Genomic DNA, 23,907 nt, shown 5'->3' with positions numbered 1-23,907 from the left:
TTCTCCATACAATGGAAAGCTGACGGTGCTCAATCCCCCCATGCAGTAATGTCGATAGCTCCACTACATAGGAGACTCATCGGCATGGACGGCTATCCATTACTCCAGGCACTTATCAAGAGCAGCGCCTCCACCAATAATTTGGAACTACAAAAATTCTTCGAGGAAACACTGAAGTTCACATCGGTTTTCGATATCACCCGACTCACCGAAGCCAGCCTCAAGGAGAAGCTCAAAAGCCGCACCGAGAAGATCGACATCGGGCAGCTCTACGACAACGCAAAATGTTTCGCCGCCCAGATAAGCCATCTGTATCGAGAGCAGCAACTCTCATCCGGAACAGCACAACACCATTGGCACCCCTCAGGCATTCGTGCAGTCGAAAAACAAGGCCCCACCTACACCAACCTGTTCAAGGAAAACTGGGACGATTCCTGCAAAATCGATTCGATCGCAGCCGTCGACTCGCCTGCTGCCTACCTCCGAGCCCTGTACCTGTTTGCCAAGCAACTGGAAACCAGTGCCTCTCAATCAAACGCTGAATTCTCCAACCGAATCCTTCTGGAAAAGCGAAGACCGGATCTCGCGACGCTATCAATTGATCAGCAAAGCACCTTTACCCCACAACCCATGCTCCAGATTGTCAATGACATCCTGAACAAGAGTATTCAGGAGGCGCTGAAGAGCACCACTGACAAGGACAAGTCGACGTACACGGTACTGGCGCAACGACGCTATCCCTTTGCCCTTCCCTATGAGATTTTCCACCATCAGTGCCTGTTGGGCCTCAACGAAAAAAAAACATCGCTGGGAGAATTGAACTACCTCATCTCGACGAATCTTCCCATCACACAGACAGTCAACATGCTGTATGGCCAGGTACTGACGTCCCCCCCTGGCGACGCACAACAGCTGATGTCCGGGCTAGGTCCACAGCAGCAGGCATTGCTGACAGAAGACTCAACAAAACAAACCCTGACCACAAACTATTGGAAAAATACCTATGGCACTGATCAGCTGTCCAGCCTGAAACAAGTCGACACTTTTCTGAAGTGCACCGAGCTGAAAGCAGAGCAACTTGAAGCACTGCTCTCGCAAGGCAAAAACACCCCACGCCAATCCAGCAATTATCCAGTGACCGTTTCAGTGCCCAGTCCGCATGGCGCTCGTTATATAAACGGCCCTTTCTCAGTCGGCACCACCACTGCCAACAGCATGACAATCATCAAAAATGAGGGGGTTAAGGAAATAGACAACGCGACAGACCAGCGACTCGTACGCCTGCAACGGATGATCCGCTTGCAACGCTGGCTCGATATCCCTTTCGCCGAGTTGGACACCCTGATCATCGGCGCGTTTCAATCACACGTGCCGCGCAACACACTCATGCAATTCGACACTCATACAGTGCGCACTGTTGGTGTTTATCGCTACTTTAACCGTCGCTACTCGATCAACGCCGAAGAGTTCGCTGCTTTACTTTATCGAGTATCCCCCTATGCCACCGGCAATGCCCCCGCCTTATTCGACCAGGTATTCAATCCTGCCCGATTGTTCGATACGCCACTGGTACTCGATGGTCGATCATTTTCTGCTGACGACTCAGACCCGGCCTCGCATACCATCCTCCAGCACTTGAGTGCCAGCCTTGGCCTGCCCATGACCGAGGACTCGCTATTACTGATCGTCAAGAACACGAAGCAATACCGTGGCCCGCTGAAGTGTGATCTACATACGCTGTCATCCATCTACCGACAAGCGCGGATTGCCCGAATGTTCGGTATTTCGATCGCCGACAGCGCGGTGCTGGCAAACTTGCTGGGGGGTGAACGCATCTCTAAATGCTTGGCAACAGCAAACAACTCAGACATCCGCACACTCCGAATAGAAGCCCGTGAGGATGACCTTTGGTTAACGTTGGTCGCGCGCTTTCATTTACCCGAGAAAAACGATCCCGATAATCCTCTCCAGCTGCTGTCAGGTTCAACGCTGGAGCTCAATACTTCATGGTTCGCCAATAAAAATACTGCTAATGAGATTACCGTCCGTTCCCCCGAGACCAGGACCGGCGACGTCCTGAAAATCAAAATCGACCTGATCCCGATCGTTCTCGCTAACCTAAAGACCTCTCTAATGGGCTCTCAAATAACACTGTCCGGTGATCTCGAGGCACTAATACGCCATGAAGCTCCGTTTGTAATTCTAGAAGCTAAGCCACCCGAAAACCCTGCCCGAACTCGCACCTACACCAATGTCACGCTGAGCCAGGACACCTCCCCCACTCCCGGCGTAGAAACGCTTGATCTGCTCGATGTACTAATGCAAATGGACTGGATCACAAACTGGCTCAGTGAATCCGTCTTCGACATTCCCACGCTGCAACGCCTCCTGGAACCCATGGGCAGTGATGATCATTCGTTTCAAGGTTTGCAGCAGCACCTTACCAAGCTGAACAGCGATACCCGCCAGTGCGCAGTCACCCCACAAGAACTAGCAAAGCTGTCGCTTCCGAAAAACGTCAAATGGAACGAGCTACTGGCTGTAAAGCTACTTGATAACAGAGGCCTGGTGAAAAACTTCGCACCCGGAATCGAAGACGATGTGCCACAAACCCTGGCCTCTGCGCTGAATAGCATCATCGACCCGCTGACACTGAACAGCGTGCTCAAAGACGACTGCAAGAAGAAACTCAAAGACCTGCTGCTGCTTGCCCACGATCGACAACTGCACCTGATCGAAAAATTCTTGCAGGAAACCTCTCAGCTCCCCATGAACTGCGCAAAAGGGGTACTGTCATGGGCAAACATCTCGACCTACAAGATCCTGACTGATGCGCTGGGCAATAATCATCTAACCCAACTCCCCACAGCACTGCACCCTGTCCTGCGTCACGCCGAAGCGGCCGTTCAGTTGCATCTGAGCAACAGCGCCCTGCGCTTGTTCCTGAGCCATCCCGACTGGCTGGAAACACCGGGCACACAGTTGAAACTGACACTGAGCAGCTTGTACCTGCTCGATCGTTTCAACCATTGCATGACCCGCCATCAGCACCCGGAAGAAAGCCTTCTGAGCTATCTACGCCTCGCCAATTCGGGCGCTACCACAACGGCAACCAACAGTTTCCTGGCCAAACTACTGAGCTGGACAGCGGTTGAAGTCAGTGTTCTGACTGCGAAGTTAGCGGATCAACAAGCCCGAACAATGAAGGACGTGGATTGGGTCATGCGCTGCCACGCGACCTGCAAGGCCACCGGGCTGTCTGCCGCGTCACTCCTCAGCGCCACGACCCTGAACAACACAAGCCCGCCCGGCACCTGGAAGAAAGTCGGTGAAGCCGTCATGGCCGCCAGTCATTGATCCCGTTACATGCTCAAGGAATGAACATGTCTGCCACTATTGAAAAGCAACTCAACGAAAGTCTGCGTGATGCTCAGCTCGCACTTTATCTGTCAGCGATCATGCCTGATGACAAGACGTTGAAGCCCCTGGGGATCGTCGAGCATCTCAAAACAGCCAATGACCTCTACCACTACTGGCTACTCGATGTGCTGGTTAGCCAGGACGTACCCACCAGCCCGGTAGCTTGCGCCATTGCCAGCCTGCAGCAATACATCAACAGCATTCTGGCCAACATGGAGCCCGGGTATCACACCGCGAGTCTCCCGGCCGACCAGATCGAGACCTGGCGTACCGTGATGCATCACTATCCAACCTGGGCGGCCAACCAGCAACTGCATTATTTTCCTGCGGTCTATCTGGACCCGACCCTTCGCCAAACCAGGACCGACAGTTTTCAGCAACTGGAAAACGACATCAACCAGAACCAACTCACCTCCGAGTCCGTTCAGACGGCGGTACTGGCCTATCTGACCAGGCTCGAAGAAGTTGCTAACCTGACCATACTCAATGGTTACATCGACGGAAACGATTTCGCCAACAGCACCTATTACTTCATCGCCAGATCCCGCGCCACGAATACTTACTATTGGCGCTCGCTGGACATGCCTCAGCGCCCCCATACGGGGGACGCCCCTTCAGAGGCCAACACTGCCCCCCCCAAATACGATGCACCAGAGCCACAGGCGTGGTCGGACTGGAAACGCGCCAACCTGCCGATTTCCGAAAGCGCCATCGAACACACCATCCGTCCCGTCATGTTCAACAATCGCCTGTATGTGGTCTGGGCCGAATGCATCTTTCAGGACAAGGCAGCTGTCACCAAAAAAGACAACGACACCGCCAAAACCAACCCTCTCTTTCGTTTGAACCTGTGCTACAAAAAATACGACGACAGCTGGAGCACGCCGCAGACTTGCCTGCAGGATTACGGTTCGCACGATTCGTTTCACAGTTGGGGGCTGAACGATCTCAAGCTGAACACACACACCATTGCAGTCCATGATCAGAACGCCAAGTCACTGTTCATCGCCCTCTACGTTGACGATCTGAAGTCCCCCACGGCATCGACACCATTGGCGCCGCTATTTTCGAGATCGGCATCCATCGACAAAGATTCTATTATCACACCAACACCCGAACCGTCTGGCATCGAAAAGCTTGCCACTGCGGTACTCCATGAGTTGCTTCATGGGACCATTTCGATTACGACGGCCAAGGCGTGGAATGAGAGTAATAAAAGAACGCTCCAGTTCAGCCGACCATTAGCCGAAAGTACCAAACTGAAAGCGCCCAGATTTAACTACCGCAAGGATAATTTTTTAGGCACTACAGAATTTATTGATTTCTCAGGCTCATCAATCGAAAAAAGCGACGGAAAAACGGACCAGGAACGCCGCTCCATTCGAATGAACATCACCTTCGCCAAGCATCTGATCGAACATGCCGAAACGAGTATCGACAAGCTACTGAGCTGGGATTCTCAGCACCTGCAAGAGCCTTCTTTTGAAGAAAGCGGTACGCCTGAGAGCATGGACTTCTACGGCGCCTATGGCCGCTACTTTGTAGAGTTGTTCCTGTACCTTCCATGGCTGGTAGCACACCGCTTTAATCTGGAACGCCAATACAGCGAAGCCGAGCGCTGGTTGCATTACCTGTTCAACCCCGGCCGTAAACGCGTCGCTACTAGCAACCCTGACTATTGGAATGCCGTGCCGTTGATCAGCACCACGACTCCAACACCAGGTCAAACCAGCTACGCCATCCAGGGCCCACAAGACCCGCATCAGATTGCCCTTAGCCATCCGGTGCACTTTCGTAAAGCCTTGTACATGCTTTACATCGATATTCTGCTCAATCGTGGCGATGCGGCGTACCGCACGTTGTCCCCCGACGGACTGGCGGAAGCCAAACTTCGGTACATCCGGGCTCTAGACCTGCTGGGTCCGCGCCCGGATCTCAGACAAACCGATCTATGGAGCACCGTCACACTGCAAACATTCAGTGACGAGACCAACTCGACACTGCGCGACTTTGAAAACAATCTGGGTAAAGAGGGTAAACACAAACCGGTAACAAGCGCCTCCACACTGGCACCTCAACTGTGTGTGCGTCCTTATGCGTCCCCTCCTTCGGTGCATGCGATTGACACACCCCATTTGCGCTTGCCATTCAATCCAACGCTGATCTCTCGCTGGGAAAAGCTGGAAAGTCGCCTGCACAACCTCAGACACAATCTCGACATTGTCGGCAAACCATTGAGACGCCCTCTTTTTGCTGCACCCGCAACACCAGGTGACCTGCTCAGATCAAATCCTCAACGTGCTGCTGAACCCGGAGTCTACCAACGCCTGGGGTCGGAGATTCCGCCTTACCGTTTCAATGCCATGCATGCCCAGGCCATGAACGCCGTGGACACGGTGATTCAATTCGGCGCCACTCTGTTGTCATTCATCGAGCGCACCGAGCAGACCAGCTATCAGGAAATTCAACAGCAACACATCTGGGATCTGGCGAATATTGCCGTAGACCTGCAAACCCAGGCGTTGAAGATCGACCAAAAAAACAAGGAAGCCTTGCTCGCCAGTAAAGCCATTGTCGAAGGACGCATGGATTACTACGGTCAGTTGGTCAATGAGGTGGTCAACCCGGAAGAGGTTGCGGCCGCCGCATCGCACCTCACAGGTCGTATCGCAGAAGCCTCCGCCTACGCAGCCCAAGTGGCCGGCCACAGCCTGAAAGTCATTCCCAACATTTTTGGCCTGGCAGACGGCGGTCATCGCGTCGAGGGGGTGCCCTTTGCAGTCATGGCCGGGGCTCAGGGCTTAGCGGCAGCGGCCCATGGTGCTGGCGAAGCCCTCGAACGCGCCGCGCAATACCGTCGTCGTCATCAGGAGTGGACGCTAGCTCGCGATCTGGCAAGGCTCGAAATCGCACAACTCGATGCACAACTGGCGCTTGAAGCCGAACGGGAAACCGCCTCCCAGCTGCTGTTACGACAAACTCAAACGTCACTGATACAAGCCAGAGCAACCTACGACTTCCTCAGCAAGCGTTTTACCAACTCGCAGCTGTACCAGTGGTTCACTGGCCAGCTGTCCGGTTTCTATTTTCAGGTGTATGACGCGGCCTTGTCACTGTGCCAGTTTACCGAGCTGTGCTGGCGCTACGAGGTGGCCGACGACTCCATACAGCCGTTCCTCCAACCTCAGACCTGGAACAGTACTTATCGCGGGCTTGGTCCTGGGGAGTCGATGAAGCTGGGCTTGCTGAAGATGAAGAATGCCTACCTTTTGGGTAACGAGCGCGAACTGGAAATTCGCAAAACCGTATCACTGCGACAGCTCAAGGCCAAAACCAAAACCAGCACGATCAACAAAGAGTGGACGGACATTCAAACCGACCTGCTGAAAGGAAGCTACGAGTTCGAGCTGAACCACGAGTTGTTCGAAGACGACTATAAAGATCAGAAGCATTACCTGCGGCGCATCAAAACCATCAGCGTCTCCTTGCCGGCCATTCTCGGCCCCTATGAAAATATCCGTGCAATGCTCACCCAGACCTATAGCAAGGTGGTCATGTCCGCCAGTGAGGGGACGCTGTTCAAGGAGAGCCTGCGCGCCAATCAGCAAATCGCCCTTTCTACCGGAATCGACGACAACGGTCTGTTCACCCTGAACTTCAACGATGAACGCTACCTGCCCTTCGAATACACCGGCGCCATCTCCAAATGGCGTCTGACCTTCCCGAACCATGAAGCCCAGAAACCTATGCTGGAATCACTGACCGACATCATCGTGCACGTGAGCTACACGGCCAGGGCAGGCGGAGGTTCACAATGAGTGAACAAAGCGCATTGCCGGTTAGCGCGCCGTCGCTGCCTAAAGGTGGCGGGGCTATTCAAAGCATTGGCAAAGGAATGGGCGTTATCGGCTCACACGGAGCCGCTTCGTATGAGCTTGCGTTACCCCTTTCACAGGGCCGTGGCTTCGCTCCGTCGTTGTCGCTGAACTATGGCAGTTCGGTCGGCAATGGCGTCTTCGGTATCGGCTGGGGAATCGCATTAGCCACCGTCAGTCGACGCACCAGCAAAGGTGTTCCGGCCTATACCGAAGATGACGAGATCGTCGGCCCCAGCGGGGTTGTGTGGGTGCCCGAACGCGATTCGAAAGGCGCCATCGTTCGAACTCCCACCCGCGATTACAACGATCTGAAACTGAGTACGGTCTACACCGTAGTACGCCACTTCCCCAGAGTCGAAAGCACCTTCGAACGAATTGAACATTGGTCCTCAGAAAGCGACAAACCGGGTTTCTGGCTGGTGCACGGCACCGAGGGCAGCCTTCACCTGTACGGAAAGAGCCTGGCATCGCGTCGCGTCGATCCACAGAATTCAACGCATGTCGGCGAATGGCTACTGGAGGAGAGTCTTAACGCCCACGGCGAGCACATCCTCTATCAGTACACAGCAGATGGTGCCACAGCCCAGCGCTATTTGAGCCGTGTGAGCTATGGCAATTTCAAAGCCGATCCTCACCTCTACCTGTGGCAATCAGACCGACTGGAACCTGCGCAATGGCACTTTGAGTTGGTGTTCGACTACGGCGAACGAAATACGGGGTACGAACAGAAACCGGCGTACACCGGGCAACAGTGGCAACGCCGTAGCGACGGGTTTTCCAGTTTCGCCTATGGCTTTGAACTACGCACGGAACGCCTGTGCCGCCAGGTTCTGATGTTTCACCGTTTTCCCGATGAGCTAGGCGCCGACCCCGTTCTGGTGCGACGCCTGCTGCTCGATTACCGTCAGGCGCCTCTGGGTTATTACCATCTGAGCGCGGCCCATGATCAGGCGTATAGCAACCGGACAACTGCCGATAATCATCCGCCCGTTGAATTCAGCTACAGCGAGTTCAATCTCCCCCCTGATACCCACACCTGGCAGCCGTTTCAGAATATGCCCGGTCTCAACGACGGTCAGGGTTATCAACTGATAGACCTGTACGGTGAAGGGCTGCCGGGGGTGCTCTATTCCAGTGAAAACGCCTGGTATTACCGCGAGCCCATACGCGCCAAAGCCAAAAGCACTGAAGTGGCTTACGATCAGTGGCGCGCATTGCCGAGTATCCCTACCGCCGACACGACAAAGCCAGTGCACCATTCACTGGGCGACCTCACGGGTGACGGGCGACTGGACTGGGTCATCGCACAGCCAGGGCTAAGTGGTTTCTTCTCTCTCGGCCCCGACCGCAACTGGTCGGATTTCGCCACGTTCAATGCGTTCCCTACAGAGTTTTTCCATCCACAAGGGCAGTTGGCCGACCTGATGGGCGAAGGGCTAAGCGACCTGACGCTGATCGGCCCGCGCAGCGTTCGTCTATACGCCAATCAACGAGAACAGGGCTTTGGTGCCGCGCGCGAAGTGCCTCGTAAAGAGGACGAAGACGCCCTTCCCGCGCTCACGTCTTCGCCCACCGAACTGGTGGCTTTCAGCGATATCCTGGGCAGTGGCCAACAGCACCTGGTGCGCATTCGCCACAATGAAGTGAAGTGCTGGCCAAACCTGGGACGCGGACGTTTCGGTAAAGGTATCGTACTGGGCTCGCTGAACCTTGCGTACGAGACATTCGACGCCTCGCGTATCCGCCTCGCGGATCTGGACGGCTCCGGCGCCGCCGACCTGATCTATCTGGAAGCGGAGCAGGCACAGATCTTCATGAACCGCAGCGGCAACGGTTTCAGCACTTCAGTTGCCCTGCCCTGGCCGCAAGGGGTGCGCTATGAGCGCTTCTGCCAGGTGAGTATCGCCGACCTGCAAGGGCTTGGCTGCTCCAGCCTGATACTCAGCGTGCCGCATATGGCCCCCAAGCATTGGCGCTATGACTTCGTCAGTGAAAAACCGTACTTACTCACGGGGACCAATAACAACATGGGCGCGGCAGGCAGAATCCACTACCGCAGTTCGGCACAAGAGTGGCTGGATGAAAAAGCAGAGAAAGTCAAAGCCGGCAAGCCCCTCACCTGTCATGTGCCCTTTGCCCTGCATCTGGTCGAGAAACAGGCCCAACTCGACGAGATTACCGGTAACCGACTGACCCAGAGCTTTTCCTATCGCCAAGGCTATTACGACGGTATCGAACGGGAGTTTCGTGGCTTTGGTCTGTTACTGCAAACCGACAGTGAAACCAACCCCGGCGATGTCGACTCGCAAGGTTTCACAGCGCCGTGTCTGAAAAAGAGCTGGTTCCATACCGGGCAAACAGTCGATGCGTCACGTAGCGGTTATCACCCTGCTGACAGGCAAGCCGTACCGCTGGGCAACGCGTTGTTGTTCCGCTACTCACCCGACACCAAAAGCGACTCACTCATCACTCCGCCAAACGTGGCGACCGCCCTTGAAATGACCCGTGCCCTCAGCGGTCATTTACTACGTACCGAACTCTTCGGTCTCGATAAGCGTCTGAAAACCCGAACGCTGTATTCGGTTCAGGAAAACCGCTACCGGGTACGCCTGCTGCAAGCGCCAAGGGACAACCAGCGCTACGCCCGAATGTTGCCACTGCTACTGGAGTCCATCAGTTACCAATACGAAGGCATTATTGATGACCCGCAATGCCAGCACACCTTCAATCTGCAGTACGACACCTACGGTGCACTGACGCATGGCGTGAGCGTCCATTACGCCCGACGCAAAACCGGCAGCGATACCCCGCCGTTCAGCGATGCCGACCAACAACAATGGTGGCGCGACGCTCACGATCCGGCGCAGCAGTTCTACTACCTGAACGAAACCCTTGCCGAGTTCATTCATCTCGATAACGCCCAAGGATGGCGGCTGGGTCTGCCTTACCGTCAGCGCACCAACGCGTTGAGGCTTCCCAAAGCACCCGAAGCCTTGGGGCTGCTCACAAAGGTCATGACTTACGAAAAACTCATCACGCTCATCAAGGGAACGGCCTGGACGACCCAGCGCGTCCTGACTGGCCTGTCCGTGCAACGCTACAAGAACACCACCGCAGAAACCCTGCCGGATGGTGTCGCCCACTTCGAAGCCCTGACTGACCACCTGGAAACAGCCGAGCTGGACGAAACAGCCCTGAAAGCCTTCAGCGTATTGCCACAAGACTCTCGCCCCAAGGGAAGGCTGCTCGAACGAAGTGACTATCACCGCATGACCGATTTTCTCCCGGTGTCCACGTCCCCCAAAAAACTCTGGTCCGTCAAAAGCGGCTTCGTGACCTATGCCCTGCTGGAAGGCTTTTACCGGCCACAGACCTTACAGACGAGCAAAAGCCTTGATCCGACCGAGGTCAGCTACGACAACTACCACTGCTTCATCACCGAGTTCAAATTGCCCGATGGCTGCGTCACCAAGGCCATCTATGACTACCGCTCACTCCTACCCCTGAGCGTTACCGATCCCAATGGCAACGTACAAGAAGGCCTCGTTGATGCTTTCGGCCAGGTGCTGGCCACCAGCTTTTACGGCTACAAGAGCGACAAGCTCGTCGGTTTCAAACCTATAGGTGAGTACAAACGGCCGCTATTCAAAAGCCCGGCAGACGCGATCAAACAGGACAAAGAAGCTCTGCAAGACGCCGCCACTGCCATCTATTACGCACCATTCAGCTGGATGGGCCGCATCTCGGATACAGCCTTGAAGGACACCGGCTGGCTGACACGCTGCGTGGCCAACAGTGACTTGCTGCCGAGCGGACACATCTGCGCTTCGGCCCGCAGTCGCCTGGCAGACCTTGAGACCCTCTCGGCCGATGAAACGAAACTGAAAACCGAACTCGATACCTCGGTCCGTGAACCGGTGCATATTGCCGCACTGGTCGCCGATCGTTATCCCGATGACGACCAGAGGCAAATCCGCATCGCTGTCACCTGCTGCGACGGCTTCGGCCGGACGCTACAACATAAACACAAGGTCGAGTCAGGCACAGCCTATGTCGTCAACAACAAGGGAGAGCTGACGCTCAACGGCACAACACCGCAGGAACAGATCGCCGCGCAGCGCTGGCGCGTCAGTGAACGGGTCGAATACAACAACAAGGGATTGGCGATCCGGACATACCGCCCCTACTTCGCCGATCAGCACCGCTACATCAACGATGTGTCTTTACGGCAGTTCGGTCACTGCGATCTGCAGTTTTACGATCCATTGGGTCGCCCTACCCACACACGCCTCGCCATGCAAGGCGGTGTTTCCTATATGCGACGGCATACCCGTCATCCCTGGTACACCCTGGACGAAGACGAGAACGATACACTCGAGGAAATCACCCTCAATAAGGCCTCCACTGGCGGGGGTGACGCATGAGCGCACAACTGCATCGCAAGACGCCGACGATCAATGTGATCGACAGCCGAGGCCTGCCCGTTCGACAAATCGCTTATTGGCGGCGCAGCGCAGAGGCCGCCCCCCAAGCACGTATTTCCCATCAGTACTACAACACTGCCGGGCACCTGATTGCGCAGTGGGACCCACGACTGTTTGCCGAAACATCAAAAGCCAATCTGACGACCGTCTACAGCTTGTCCGGCAAGCCGCTGCTGGTGGACAGCGTCGACGCCGGGTGGCGTCTGAATCTGCCTGGGGATGCCGGCCAGACGCTGCGCAACTGGGATCAGCGTGGCAGTCACTGGCAAACGACCTTCGATAATCAACTGCGGCCGATAGCCATCCAGGAAGAGTCACCAGGACATCCCTCACGCATTGTCGAACGTTTCAGCTACGGTGACAGCTCGTCAGATTCCGCTGCACTCAATCGGTGTGGCGCATTGATTCGCCACGATGACAGCGCCGGTACTCTACTCATCAGTGAGTACGCACTCTGCGCCAAGCCCTTGAGCCAGACACGGCACTTCCTCTTGAGCGCTGAACAGCCAGACTGGCCGGAGGATGAAACGAACCGGGATGTATTACGGGAAGCGGGTGACGGTCACACAACGAGCTGGCACTACGACGCCACGGGAGAAGTCATCCGGCAAGTCGATGCCGGTCAACACCAACAGCGCTTTTCGTTTGATGTCGCCGGCCTGCTCAAGGCCGTGGGCCTGAAAATAAAAGACGTCGCGATCGAAAAAACCATCGTGAAGGACCTCGCCTACAACGCCTTCGGCCAGGTGGAATCCCAGACGGCCGGCAACAACGTTATCAGCCGCGCCGTGTTCGATCCGGCCAGCGGTCGATTGACCTCGCTCACCGCGTCCGTTTCCACCAGTACGTTACAGGCTCTGCATTACACCTATGACGCGGTGGGCAATGTGACGCAAATTGAGGACAAGGCCCAGCCTGTGCAATTTGGCAGCAACCAAAAGGTCGAAGCCGTCAGCACGTTTACCTACGACAGCCTCTACCAACTGATCAGCGCAACCGGACGGGAAGCAGGCGGAGCTGACCCCCAGCCACACCTTCCCGCTCTCGGCAGGACACCCATTGATGCCCGGCAACTGTTCAACTTTACCCAGCACTACGACTACGACGCCGGCGGCAACCTGACCGAACTGCGCCATGTTCGTGATCGCAACAACTACACCCGGACTCTGAACGTTACCGCCGCAAGCAATCTCCTCCTGTCCTGGAACAAGGGCGACTCAACGCCTGACATTGCAGCAAACTTCGATGCCAACGGTAACCAGCAGGCGCTGCAACCGGGCCAGGCTCTGGGATGGAACGCCCGCAATCAACTCGGCAGTGTGATGCTGGTCCAGCGTGAAGAGGGTCGCGATGACATTGAGCGCTATTGCTACGACAGCAGCGGTCAACGCGTACGCAAGATACAAACAACCTATGCAGCGTCGGTGACCCACACCCGGGAAGTCCGCTACCTGCCGGGTCTCGAAATCCGTACCCGCACTAACGAACGCCTGGAAGTCATCACCGTGCAAGCCGGCCGCTGCAGCGTTCGCTACCTGCACTGGACTGAAGGACAGCCGTCGGGCATCCCGGCAGCAGGTCAACTGCGCTATAGCCTTGACGACCATCTGGGTTCCAGCTCGCTGGAACTCGACGACCAGGCCTGGTTGATCAGCCAGGAAAGTTATTTCCCTTATGGCGGAACGGCGTGGACGGCTTCTCGTTCGGCGGTGGAAGCCGATTACCGAACCATTCGATATTCCGGCAAGGAGCGCGATGCCAGTGGCCTTTATTACTACGGGCACCGGTATTACGCGCCGTGGTTGCAGCGCTGGATCAGTCCCGACCCGGCAGGCGCGGTTGACGGGTTGAATCTGTATTGCATGGTCGGGAATAATCCGCTGCGCTACACCGATCAACACGGCAACAACAAAGAAGAATTCAACATCAAGGAAGAAATAGCGACCTACCCGGGTATTTTGGCCGAAGTGCACAACCGAGTAGATACATTAAACTACCAAATCTACAACAGCCTTGATAAAAAAGGCATAGTCAAAAGACTCTTTCAACACTACGCCTACAATGCAGTCAAGAACGCGACCTCTCTGGTCGTCGGTTTAGCAGCAGCACCTAGCATGCTCGGAGCAGCGGCTGCAGCAACAGCTACCTCATTGACTATTGATTACATCGCAGGCAAATTTGATGCAACTCGACATCTAGCCGCCTCGATATACCCACAAGTTACTGAGTTGACCCCCAAGGGTATAGAAAAAAGCGCAAGAACCACTCCTGACAAACCAATAGCGCAATTAAAAAAATTAAAAAAAAACGTTAGTCCATTCAACAAAACAGGACAAAAAAACCTATCAACAGCCACCACCAATATGTTTATGGCATTCGTAGGAGGGGTTCGCGGCGCATGGACTTCAAACTTCGAAGCCTCCACCCAGGCAACCAAAGCCTTGAACGGCATACCGGCACAGAAAATCGAACGTTTGAACAACAAACTGCTTGAGCTCGATGAATATCTGGAGAACGACTCCAACGCCATCAATGCTGCTTTTGATACGTTGGGCGTAGAGGAGTTTTATGCCAACGGTGTGAAAGGACATCTAAATCTAGCCCGAGACCTGATGACTAATAATGTAGGCAATGCAAATTCCAACACATTACGCCGCACAGAAATACAACACGAGATCACCAAAACCCGTGCCACGATACAACACGGAAGGGAACTACTGTTCAGGCTTAACGAACACAACAAATCACTTGGCCGATAACCTTTCCCCCTAAAACTCGACAGCGGGTCAAACCAGCGAAGGCGATCAATCCGTTCAGGCCTCCCACGGATTGATCGCCTCAACCCCGGGAAACTCAAAGTCCCGAACATTGCGAGTAGCAATCAGGGCACCGTGGGTTCGGCAAATGGCGGCAATCTGTGCATCGGCCATCGACGCCGCTCGACCGTTTGCTTCGCAGCCCGCCACCAGCGTCGCGTACTCGACGGCGGCATGGGCATCAAACGGCAATATTCTTCCGGCGAAGTCTTCTTCGAACATCGCCATCGCATGCGCTTCAAGTTTCTGTTTGCGCTTGCCGAACGGGAGCCGGGCAATACCATGGAGAATTTCTGCCACGGTAACCGCAGTGATTGCCAGATCCATCGCCGGTTGTGCGTCGACCCAGACCAACACGTGTATATCAGGCTCGACCCGCATGAACTCCGAAAGAACATTGGTATCGAGCACTATCATTCGGAGAAATCCACCGCTGTCGCTTTCTCTTGGCGTGAAGGCAAATCGAGCTCAACCCCACCGCTTGCGCTGAACCTGCTGCGGATCCGGCTACCAAGCCCTCCTGCCCGATCAACAGTGGCCAATGCTCTTCCCAGAATCAGGCGAGCCTCTTCCTCCATCGAATGCCCATTGTGGGCGGCGGCTATTCGCAGTTGTTCTTTAATCTGATCGTCAAGGTTTCGAATCGTGATGCTGGCCATGATGCCTCCTGCAATCAATGAAATCATTGATTGAGGCTAACACACCTTGCTCCACCAAATACCGCAGAGCTGCCGAACGGATCAAGCGCTGATCGCATTGGTAAACACCAACTGATTACCGAACGGATCACTGATGGTCATGTCCTGGCTGCCCCAGGGCATGGCCTGAATCTGTGGATGAGCGAAGCGATATTCCTTGGCCAGCAATTGCTGCTGGAATGCTTCCAGCTCATCGGTCTCGATACGCAGTGCCGACCCCGGCGTAGCGTCGCCGTGGTGCTCGGACAGGTGCAGCACACATTCACCCCGTGACACTTGCATATAAATCGGGAAGTTCGCCTCGAAACAGTGCTGCCAGTCGAGCGTGAAACCGAGAAAGTCGATGTAGAACTCCAGCGCCTTGGCTTCATCGAAGATCCGCAGGATCGGGGTGGTTTTACCGAAGCTCATTGCACTACTCCCAAACGGAAAGGCCCCACTATAGGTGGGTTGCATGACAGCGCTTCGGCTTGGTAATGGCTTTCTTTAATCTCACAGTGCCACTATGAGACGTGGATCAAAAGATCGCAGCCTGCGGCAGCTCCTACAGGAGAATGCGTTCGGCGTAGGAGCTGCCGCAGGCTGCGATCTTTTGATCGTCAACCATCAATGAAAACCTGTACGCAAATCCCCTTCCCGCGCCAGAAAACGCCCGGCCCTGCTGTCGTTCGCCCTGCCTTCGCAGTAGCTCAAGACCCCATTGACCCACACCCCATCAATCCCCTCTGCCGCCCGTTGCGGATCATTGAAGTCGGCCACGTCGCGCACGCGCAATGGATCGAACAGCACCAGATCCGCCCAATGCCCTTCGCGTATTTCACCGCGCTCTTTCAGACCGAAACGCGCTGCGGAAAGCCCGGTCATTTTGTGCACCGCCGTGTGCAACGGGAACAATCCGAGATCCCGACTGAAGTGCCCCAGTACCCGTGGAAACGCGCCCCACAAACGCGGATGCGGGAACGGGTCTTCCGGCAAGCCGTCGGAACCGATCATCGATAACGGGTGGGCCAGAATCCGCCGCACATCCGCCTCGTCCATGCCGTAATACACCGCCCCGGCCGGTTGTAGACGACGAGCCACGTCCAATAGCGGCACGCCCCACTCGGCGGCGATGTCCAACAGGTCGCGGCCGCCCACTTCAGGGTGTGGCGTTGACCAGGTGATGGTGATGCGAAACGCGTCGGTCACCTGCTTGAGGTCCAGGGTCGAGGAACTCGCCGCATAGGGATAACAATCGCAGCCTACCGGGTGGGTTTTCGCCGCGTGTTCGAGGGACGCCAATAGCTGCGGACTGCGCCCCCAGTTACCGGCGCCAGCGCATTTGAGATGGGAAATGATCACCGGACTTTTCGCGTGGCGAGCGATCTGGAATGCCTCGGCCATGGCCTCCAGCACCGGTTCGAACTCGCTGCGCAAATGGGTGGTGTAGACCGCGCCGAAGGCCGTCAGCTCTTCAGTCAGTTGCATGACTTCGTCGGTGGACGCCGAGAACGCGCTGGCGTAGGCCAACCCTGTGGACAAGCCCAACGCACCGGCCTCCAGGCTCTCACGCAGTTGCTCGCGCATCGCCGCAATTTCGCTCGGTGTGGCGGTGCGAAACAGGTCGTCCAGATGGTTACTGCGCAGCGCCGTGTGGCCGACCAGTGCCGCCACGTTCAACGTCGGGTTGGACGCTTCGACCGCCGCGCGGTAATCGCTGAAACGCGGATAGACAAAGGCTGCGGACGTGCCGAGCAGGTTCATCGGGTCCGGCGGATCGCCGCGCAAACTCACCGGCGAGGCGCTGATCCCGCAGTTGCCGACGATCACCGTGGTCACACCCTGGCTGAGTTTTGGCAGCATCTGCGGCTGGCGGATCACCACCGTATCGTCGTGGGTGTGCACATCGATAAAACCTGGCGCGAGCACTCTCCCGGTCGCGTCGATTTCCTCATCGGCGCTGGCATCCTGCAAGTCACCGATACGCTCGATACGCCCGTTCATAATCGCCACGTCGGCGGGATAACCAGGGGTGTTGCTGCCGTCGATGATCAAGGCGTTGCGGATCAGCGTGTGGTAATGCATGTCAGTCTCCCAGCGGCAGATGATCATCGCCGCCACGGTAGTCGTCGAGGGCGAGTTTGATCCGCCGCAGACGTTCTTGATTGTCTTCAGGTTGAGCCAGCGCCAGCTCGGTGGCGAGCACGTCGATCGCCAGCAGCATGCCGTAACGCGCCGCCGTCGGTTTGTAGATGAACGAGGTTTCGGCGCTTTGCAGCGGCAGCAGCACATCGGCCAATTGCGCCAGCGGCGAGTCGGCCAAGGTGATCGCCAGAATGCGTGTGCCGTAGCTGCGCGCCAACTCGACAGCCTCCAGCAATTCCGGGGTGATGCCAGTCAGCGAACAGGCAATCAACGCGTGCTCTGCGCCCAGCGACGCGGCGGTCACGCGCATCATCACCGGGTCATGGCAGGTGGCAATCGGGTAGCCGAGGCGCACCAGTCGCACTTGCAGTTCATCGCTACAAAGTGTCGAGCAACCGCCCATGCCGAACGCATGAATCATCCGCGCCTTGCCCAGCAACTTCACCGCGTCGGCGAAACGCGACTCATCGAAACCTGACAAGTGCTGACGCAGCGTCGACTCGATATCGCCAACGATCTGCCGATAAAACGCCGACTGCTCAGGCGTCCGGGCCGGGTCGAGAAAACGGCTGCCAACACCACTGGCCTGGGCCAGTTGCAGGCGTAAATCGCGCAGGTCACGGCAGCCAACGCTGCGGGCGAACCGCGAGAGCGTCGCGCTGCTGACTTCGGCTCGCAGCGCCAGTTCGTCGAGGCTCGCCGACGCGGCAAACCCCACATCGTCGAGTAGCAACCGGGCAATCCGCCCTTCGCCGGCGCTGAAGGAATCCTGACGCGCGCGAATCTGGTAGAGGATGTCCATTTACCGCACCTGCTGTTCAAAGCACATAGGAAAGACCCAGCGTCAGGCCGAACGCGACCAGCGAGATCAAGGTCTCAAGCACCGTCCAGGTCTTGAAGGTCTGGGCAACGGTCATATTGAAGTACTCCTTGATCAACCAGAAGCCGCCGTCGTTGACGTGAGAAAAGATAACCGAGCCAGCCCCCGTCGCCAGCACCAACAACTCCGGATGGGGATATCCCAGACCAATGGCCACAGGCGCCACCACGCCTGAAGCAGTGGTCATGGCCACGGTCGCGGAACCTGTAGCGATCCGCATCAGTGCCGCGAACAGCCAGCCCATCAACAACGGCGACAGCTGAAATTCATGAGCCAGGCCGACGACCTGGTCAGTCACACCAGCGTCTACCAAAATCCGGTTCAAGCCACCGCCGGCGCCCACCAGCAAGGTGATGCTGGCGGTCGGTGCCAGGCATTCGTTGGTGAACTTGAGGATCGATTCGCGGTTGAAACCCTGGGCCAGACCGAGGGTCCAGAAGCTCAGCAAGGTCGCCAGCAACAGGGCGATCACCGAGTTGCCGATGAATAGCAGGAACTGGTTGAACCCGCTACCCGGCGTGGAGATCAGGTTGGCCCAGCCGCCAATCAGCATCAGCACCACCGGCAGCAGAATCGTCGCCATGGTGATGCCGAAACCCGGTAAGCGGTCCCGTGGTTCACGGTCGATGAATTGCCGTTCCAACGGGTTTTCCGCCGGTAACTGAATGCGCGGCACGATGAACTTGGCGTAGAGGGGCCCGGCAATGATCGCGGTCGGAATGCCGATCAGAATTGCGTAGAGCAACGTCTGCCCCACCGAGGCCTGATAAGCCTGCACCGCAAGCATCGCCGCCGGATGCGGCGGCACCAGCGCATGCACCACCGAGAGCCCGGCAACCATCGGCAAACCGACCATCAGAATCGACACGCCAACCCGCCGCGCCACGGTAAAGGCAATCGGCACCAGCAACACAAAACCGACTTCGAAGAACAGCGGCAGGCCTACCAGAAAGGCAATGCAGACCATCGCCCAGTGCGCGTTTTTCTCACCGAAGCGCTCGATCAGCGTGCGCGCCATCTGCTCGGCGCCACCGGACTCGGCCATCATCTTGCCGAGCATCGTGCCCAGCGCCACCACCAGCGCAATGTGCCCCAGGGTCTTGCCGACTCCCGCTTCATACGCGCCCACCACACCTGACGGCGGCATTCCGGCGAGTAACGCCAGACCAATGGAAACCATCGTAATGACAATGAATGGATTGAGTCGGTAACGGGCGATCAGAACGATCAGCGCAATGATCGCGATAGCGGCATAAACCAGCAGCCAATAGCCGAAGGACGGTGCCATGCGGTACTCCTCGAAAAAGGGTCACGTCGTTGTGTTGTGAAACTCATAAATCATTTCGAGGAGTAGCTTTCAAACCGGATGAAAGTAATTTTCGTACAGAGACACGAAATGTCGCTTACGGATATGCCGTGTCGCGATTAATGAAAATGGGGAGTGAGTATTTTCATGAACCAGAGGGGCAGCACTAACCTGTGTTCGCGATGGCAAGCATCAGCCTTCGAACACCTCGTTCGCGTAGCCGGCCAACTTGCCCTGGATGAAATCCAGGAAGCACTGAATGCGCAAGGCCAGTTGTGAGTTGCGGTAGTACACCGCATTGATCGGCTGGCGATAACCGCTGTTGGCCTGCGCCAGCAGCAACTTCAGCCGTCCGGCCTTGACGTCATCGATGGTCATGAAGTGCGACAGGCAAGCAATGCCCTGTCCCTCCAGCGCCAGATGACGCAGGGTTTCACCGCTGGAGGCGCTGATGCTCGGCTGAATCTGCCAGCGGTCGCCATGTACATGGCGCAGCGGCCAGTGGTTGAGGCTTTCGGTCTGGGTGAAGCCCAGCAACGAGTGGTCGGCCAGCTCAGCAACAGTCGTTGGCGTGCCGTGTTTTTCCAGATACGCGGGGCTGGCGAGGATGTGCAGCGGGCTGCATCCCAGCGAGCGCGCGTGCAGGGTCGAATCCGCCAACGGCCCGATGCGGATCGCGATGTCGGTGCTTTGCTCCAGCAGGTCGATGATCAGGTCGTTGCTGTTGAGCTCCAGCTGGATGTCCGGGTACAGACGGCGGAACTCATCGATATACGGCACGATGGCGTGCAGCATGAACGGCGACGCCGCGTTGATCCGCAACCGTCCGGACGGTGTTTTGTGGCGCGAGGACAGGCGCTCTTCGAGCTCGTCCATCTGGTCGAGAATCCGCTTGGCCTGTTCGAAGAAGTACTTGCCCTCTTCGGTCAGGTCCATACGCCGCGTGGTGCGATTGATCAACGTGGTGTCGAGCTTGGCCTCCAGACGCGACAGCGTGCGGCTGACCGCCGAGGGCGTTTGCCCAACCTGTTCGGCCGCCGCAGAAATCGAACCGCACTCGATCACGCAGACGAAAATCTGCAACTCATCGGATCTGGCTTTCACGTATGTCCTTCCTATCGAATGCACCTGATGGCAGGAGTCAGGCATTGCTTGTGGCGAGAGGGCTTCAGTTAAGACGCACAACCTGTGGGAGCGAGCTTGCTCGCGATGACGGTTCTACATTCGGCACCAATGTTTACTGTTACACCGCCATCGCGAGCAAGCTCGCTCCCACATTCGATTTTTGCTGTTTCGAACCTTGTGTTCACTTAACTGACTGGTATCAGGGCAAGCCCCCTCGCCACAGGTAAAAATGCGCTGCTGCTCAGGTGTTCGATAGTAGCCGGATGCGGGGCATCACGCAGGTTACGCCGGCAAGTTGAACACCTGCTTGAGGTGCTGCTCGTAGCGCACGATGTCGGCTTCAACGTTCGGCCGCTTCATCACGTCGACACACAGGAAGGTCGGCAGGCCGCTCATGCCGAGGAAGGTATTGGCCTTGTGGAACGGGAAGTACACCGCGTCCACGCCCTTGGCTTCGAAGAAGTCGGTCGGATCATCGAAGGCTTGCTGCGGTGCGTTCCAGGTCAGCGACAACATGTACTGTTTGCCCTGCAACAGACCGCCGCTGCCGTATTTTTGCGAAGCATCGGAACGGGTCCGGCCGTCGCTGGCGTAGAGGCTACCGTGGCCTTCGGTGAAGACTTCGTCGATGTACTTTTTCACGGTCCAGGGCGCGCCCATCCACCAGCCTGGCATCTGGTAAACGATCACGTCGGCCCAGAGGTACTTGGCGACTTCTTCGGCGATGTCATAGCCCTCGTCGATGTGGGTCACTTTCACGTCGACACCGCCACGATCCAGCACGCTCAGTGCGGCTTCATGCAGGGTGGCGTTGTAGCGACCGTCGGAGTGGGCGAATTTCTTGCCACCGTTGAGCAATAGAACTTTTTTCATGGGAAGCCTCATCAAGGTCCGATGCGCCGCGCTATGGAGTAAGTCGCGGGATCGAGAAGTTTTAAAGTTGATGGCGGCAGGTTATCGATGAGTCCCCCACTGAATAAGCCCGAAGTCGGCAAAATACATTTGACCAAAACGCACGAATCACCAGCAGATTGTTGCCATATAGTTTCCTCAACCCTGACTTGAGGAGTTCTACATGAACGAACAACACGGTTTCATCCTGCACGCCAAAACCCGCCCGGAACAAGCCGAGGCCTTCGAGGTGCTGTTCCGCGCTTACGTCGAACCCAGCCGCGCCGAACCTGGGTGCATCGAATACCACATGCTGCGCGACCAGCAGGACCCGACGCTGTTTATCTTCTACGAGATCTGGCAATCCCGGGCTCACCTGGACGTGCACTCGAACCTGCCGCACATGCAGCAGTTTTTCGAGAACCGCATGGATTACCTGGAGCGCGACTTCGATATCCGTCGCATCGACATGCTCAGCCGGTCTTCAGCTAGCCGCTGATCAGCAGATGACCGCCGAGCAATCCAACGCCAACGAAGAACACTCGCTTGAACAGCACGGCGCTGATCCGCTCTCGCAACCATTGCCCCAGCAGCATGCCAAGCAGCGCCGGGATCAGCGCCAGCAGCGACGCACTCAACTCGCCGCCGCCCAGCGCTCCGCGCCACATCAGGCCGGCGGCCAGCGCCAGGGTCGACGCGGTGAATGACAGGCCGAGCGCCTGCACCAGTTGATCCTTGTTCAACCCCAACGCTTGCAGATAGGGCACCGCCGGAATCATAAAGACCCCGGTGGCCGAGGTGATGATGCCGGTCAGCACGCCACAGAGCGGGGCGAGCCAGCGTTCGGTGGTGCTGCCAACGCGCAAGGTCGGTAGCAACAATCCGCTCAAGGCATAGAGCAACAGCACCGCGCCCAGTCCTCGCACCACCCACTGCCCGCCGTCGACTCCCAGCCACAACGTGCCTGCGCCGGTGCCGATGACTATCGCCAACAGCATCGGCCACAGCCGTTTGACCAACGGACGCAAGTGCCCACCGAATGCCAGTTGCCAGACGTTGGTCAGCGTCGCCGGAATGATCAGCAACGCCGCAGCCTGCGTCGGTGCCATAGCCAGCCCCAACAAACCCATGGCTACGGTCGGTAATCCGAGGCCAATCACGCCTTTGATCATCCCGGCCATCAGAAAGGTGACAATTACCAATAAAGACAAGGCCAGACCGAGGTTTTGATAAAACGCGAGCAATGTATTCATGGCGTTATCCTGGGCCTTTCGAACGCCCCTGAAAATCTGCCATATACTGAACCTGCCTCTTGTTTTGACAGAGCCTTGGAAACCCCCATGCACTTCGACCTGATCGATCTCAAGCTCTACCTGAACATTCTCGACGCCGGCAACATCACCGCCGGCGCGGCCAGCAGCCACCTTTCACTGGCGGCGGCGAGTGCGCGAATCCGTGCGATGGAGGCCTCGTTGGGCACCGCGTTTTTCGAGCGTGGGCGCCGGGGCATCAGCCCTACCCCGGCCGGTAAGGCGTTGGCTCAGCACGCCCGGGTATTGCTGCAACAGGCCGAGCGCCTGCAACAGGATCTGGCGGAATACGCCAAAGGTGTCAAAGGTCAGGTGCGGTTGCTGTGCAACACCACGGCAATCAGCGAATACCTGCCCGAGTTGCTGGCGGACTTTCTGTGCGAACACCCCAACCTCGACATCGACCTGCAAGAACTGCCAAGCCTGCGCATCACCCATGCCTTGCGTCAGGGGGCGGCCGACCTCGGTATCGTTTCCGATGCGGTGGACACCCATGACCTCGATACCCAAGCATTCCGCGATGATCCGCTGGTGCTGATCATGCCGAGCGATCATCCGTTGGCCGAAGGGGAAGCACCGAATTTCAGCCAGACTTTGGCTCACGATTACGTCGGGCTGAATGCCAACAGCGCGTTGGCGATCTATCTCGAGGAACAAGCGTTGCACGCCGGGTTGCGCATGCAGATCCGCATTCGCGCCGATGGCTTCGACGGGGCAATTCGGATGGTCACCCATGGCGCCGGGCTGGCGATTGTGCCGCTGGCGGCGGTCGAGCGCTGGGCCAGCGGACAAGCGTTCAAACGTCTCGCGCTGAACGAGCCATGGGCACAACGAAAACTGCTGCTGTGCGCACGCTCGTTCGACGCCCTGCCCCGTTACGCCAAAGCCCTGCTGGAAGCATTATCAAAGGCCCCCGACACAACCCCGTAGGAGCTGCCGCAGGCTGCGATCTTTTGATCTGGCTCCTGCCAGCGA

The 23,907-nt window shown here is 56.9% G+C and carries 15 protein-coding genes; 6 read left to right on the top strand and 9 right to left on the bottom strand.

What is annotated here, in order from left to right; genetic code table 11:
• Window positions 1-84 precede the first annotated feature (84 nt).
• From BK659_RS05880 to BK659_RS05865, 4 genes are read left to right on the top strand one after another with little or no spacing between them, the layout of a single operon-like run.
• Window positions 85-3,357: a Tc toxin subunit A gene (locus BK659_RS05880; protein WP_185015285.1), complete on the top strand. Its 3,273-nt coding sequence runs from the start codon at window positions 85-87 to the stop codon at window positions 3,355-3,357.
• Between the two features lie 26 nt (window positions 3,358-3,383).
• Window positions 3,384-7,238 (top strand): Tc toxin subunit A-related protein, encoded by a 3,855-nt coding sequence (locus BK659_RS05875; protein ID WP_123424168.1) that lies wholly within the window; start codon window positions 3,384-3,386, stop codon window positions 7,236-7,238.
• A complete protein-coding gene (locus BK659_RS05870) occupies window positions 7,235-11,722 on the top strand; it encodes a SpvB/TcaC N-terminal domain-containing protein (protein WP_123424167.1) in 4,488 nt (1,495 codons plus the stop codon). Before BK659_RS05875 ends, BK659_RS05870 begins: the two co-directional genes overlap by 4 nt.
• On the top strand, window positions 11,719-14,541 hold the full coding sequence (locus BK659_RS05865; protein WP_123424166.1) for an RHS repeat-associated core domain-containing protein: 2,823 nt from the start codon (window positions 11,719-11,721) through the stop codon (window positions 14,539-14,541). Before BK659_RS05870 ends, BK659_RS05865 begins: the two co-directional genes overlap by 4 nt.
• 54 nt (window positions 14,542-14,595) lie before the next feature.
• Here the strand turns inward: BK659_RS05865 and BK659_RS05860 are convergent, their stop codons facing one another.
• The 8 genes from BK659_RS05860 to mdaB all read right to left on the bottom strand — a co-directional run bounded on the left by BK659_RS05860 (window position 14,596) and on the right by mdaB (window position 21,604).
• Window positions 14,596-15,015, bottom strand: a complete 420-nt coding sequence (locus tag BK659_RS05860) for a type II toxin-antitoxin system VapC family toxin (RefSeq protein ID WP_123424165.1) — start codon at window positions 15,013-15,015, stop codon at window positions 14,596-14,598.
• Window positions 15,012-15,257, bottom strand: coding sequence for a FitA-like ribbon-helix-helix domain-containing protein (locus tag BK659_RS05855; protein WP_123424164.1), 246 nt, complete (start codon window positions 15,255-15,257; stop codon window positions 15,012-15,014). The genes BK659_RS05860 and BK659_RS05855 overlap by 4 nt, the downstream gene beginning before the upstream one ends.
• An 81-nt stretch (window positions 15,258-15,338) precedes the next feature.
• Window positions 15,339-15,707, bottom strand: coding sequence for a glyoxalase superfamily protein (locus tag BK659_RS05850; RefSeq protein WP_123424163.1), 369 nt, complete (start codon window positions 15,705-15,707; stop codon window positions 15,339-15,341).
• Window positions 15,708-15,902: 195 nt separating this feature from the next.
• Window positions 15,903-17,360 (bottom strand): N-acyl-D-amino-acid deacylase family protein, encoded by a 1,458-nt coding sequence (locus BK659_RS05845; RefSeq protein WP_123424162.1) that lies wholly within the window; start codon window positions 17,358-17,360, stop codon window positions 15,903-15,905.
• Between the two features lies 1 nt (window position 17,361).
• Window positions 17,362-18,222, bottom strand: a complete 861-nt coding sequence (locus tag BK659_RS05840; protein WP_123424161.1) for a MurR/RpiR family transcriptional regulator — start codon at window positions 18,220-18,222, stop codon at window positions 17,362-17,364.
• Window positions 18,223-18,238: 16 nt separating this feature from the next.
• Complete coding sequence (locus BK659_RS05835) at window positions 18,239-19,588, bottom strand: GntT/GntP/DsdX family permease (protein ID WP_123424160.1); 1,350 nt, start codon at window positions 19,586-19,588, stop codon at window positions 18,239-18,241.
• Window positions 19,589-19,798: 210 nt separating this feature from the next.
• On the bottom strand, window positions 19,799-20,710 hold the full coding sequence (locus BK659_RS05830; protein WP_123424159.1) for a LysR family transcriptional regulator: 912 nt from the start codon (window positions 20,708-20,710) through the stop codon (window positions 19,799-19,801).
• 303 nt (window positions 20,711-21,013) lie between these two features.
• Window positions 21,014-21,604 (bottom strand): NADPH:quinone oxidoreductase MdaB, encoded by a 591-nt coding sequence (gene mdaB, locus BK659_RS05825; RefSeq protein WP_123424158.1) that lies wholly within the window; start codon window positions 21,602-21,604, stop codon window positions 21,014-21,016.
• Window positions 21,605-21,806: 202 nt separating this feature from the next.
• Here mdaB and BK659_RS05820 point away from each other — a divergent pair, with 202 nt between their 5' ends.
• A complete protein-coding gene (locus tag BK659_RS05820; protein ID WP_123424157.1) occupies window positions 21,807-22,121 on the top strand; it encodes a putative quinol monooxygenase in 315 nt (104 codons plus the stop codon).
• On the opposite strand, the gene BK659_RS05815 is transcribed toward BK659_RS05820, so the two are convergent.
• A complete protein-coding gene (locus tag BK659_RS05815; protein ID WP_123424156.1) occupies window positions 22,111-22,875 on the bottom strand; it encodes a sulfite exporter TauE/SafE family protein in 765 nt (254 codons plus the stop codon). The two genes, BK659_RS05820 and BK659_RS05815, sit on opposite strands and share 11 nt — an antisense overlap.
• A gap of 87 nt (window positions 22,876-22,962) precedes the next feature.
• On the opposite strand from BK659_RS05815, the gene BK659_RS05810 reads away from it, so the two are divergent.
• A complete protein-coding gene (locus tag BK659_RS05810) occupies window positions 22,963-23,862 on the top strand; it encodes a LysR substrate-binding domain-containing protein (protein ID WP_123424155.1) in 900 nt (299 codons plus the stop codon).
• Window positions 23,863-23,907 lie beyond the last annotated feature (45 nt).

Origin of the sequence: Pseudomonas brassicacearum (assembly GCF_003732225.1) — a bacterium.
GTDB lineage: Bacteria > Pseudomonadota > Gammaproteobacteria > Pseudomonadales > Pseudomonadaceae > Aquipseudomonas > Aquipseudomonas brassicacearum_E.
Note: the sequence above shows the minus strand (reverse complement) of the source record. Positions and strands in the feature narration are given on the sequence as shown.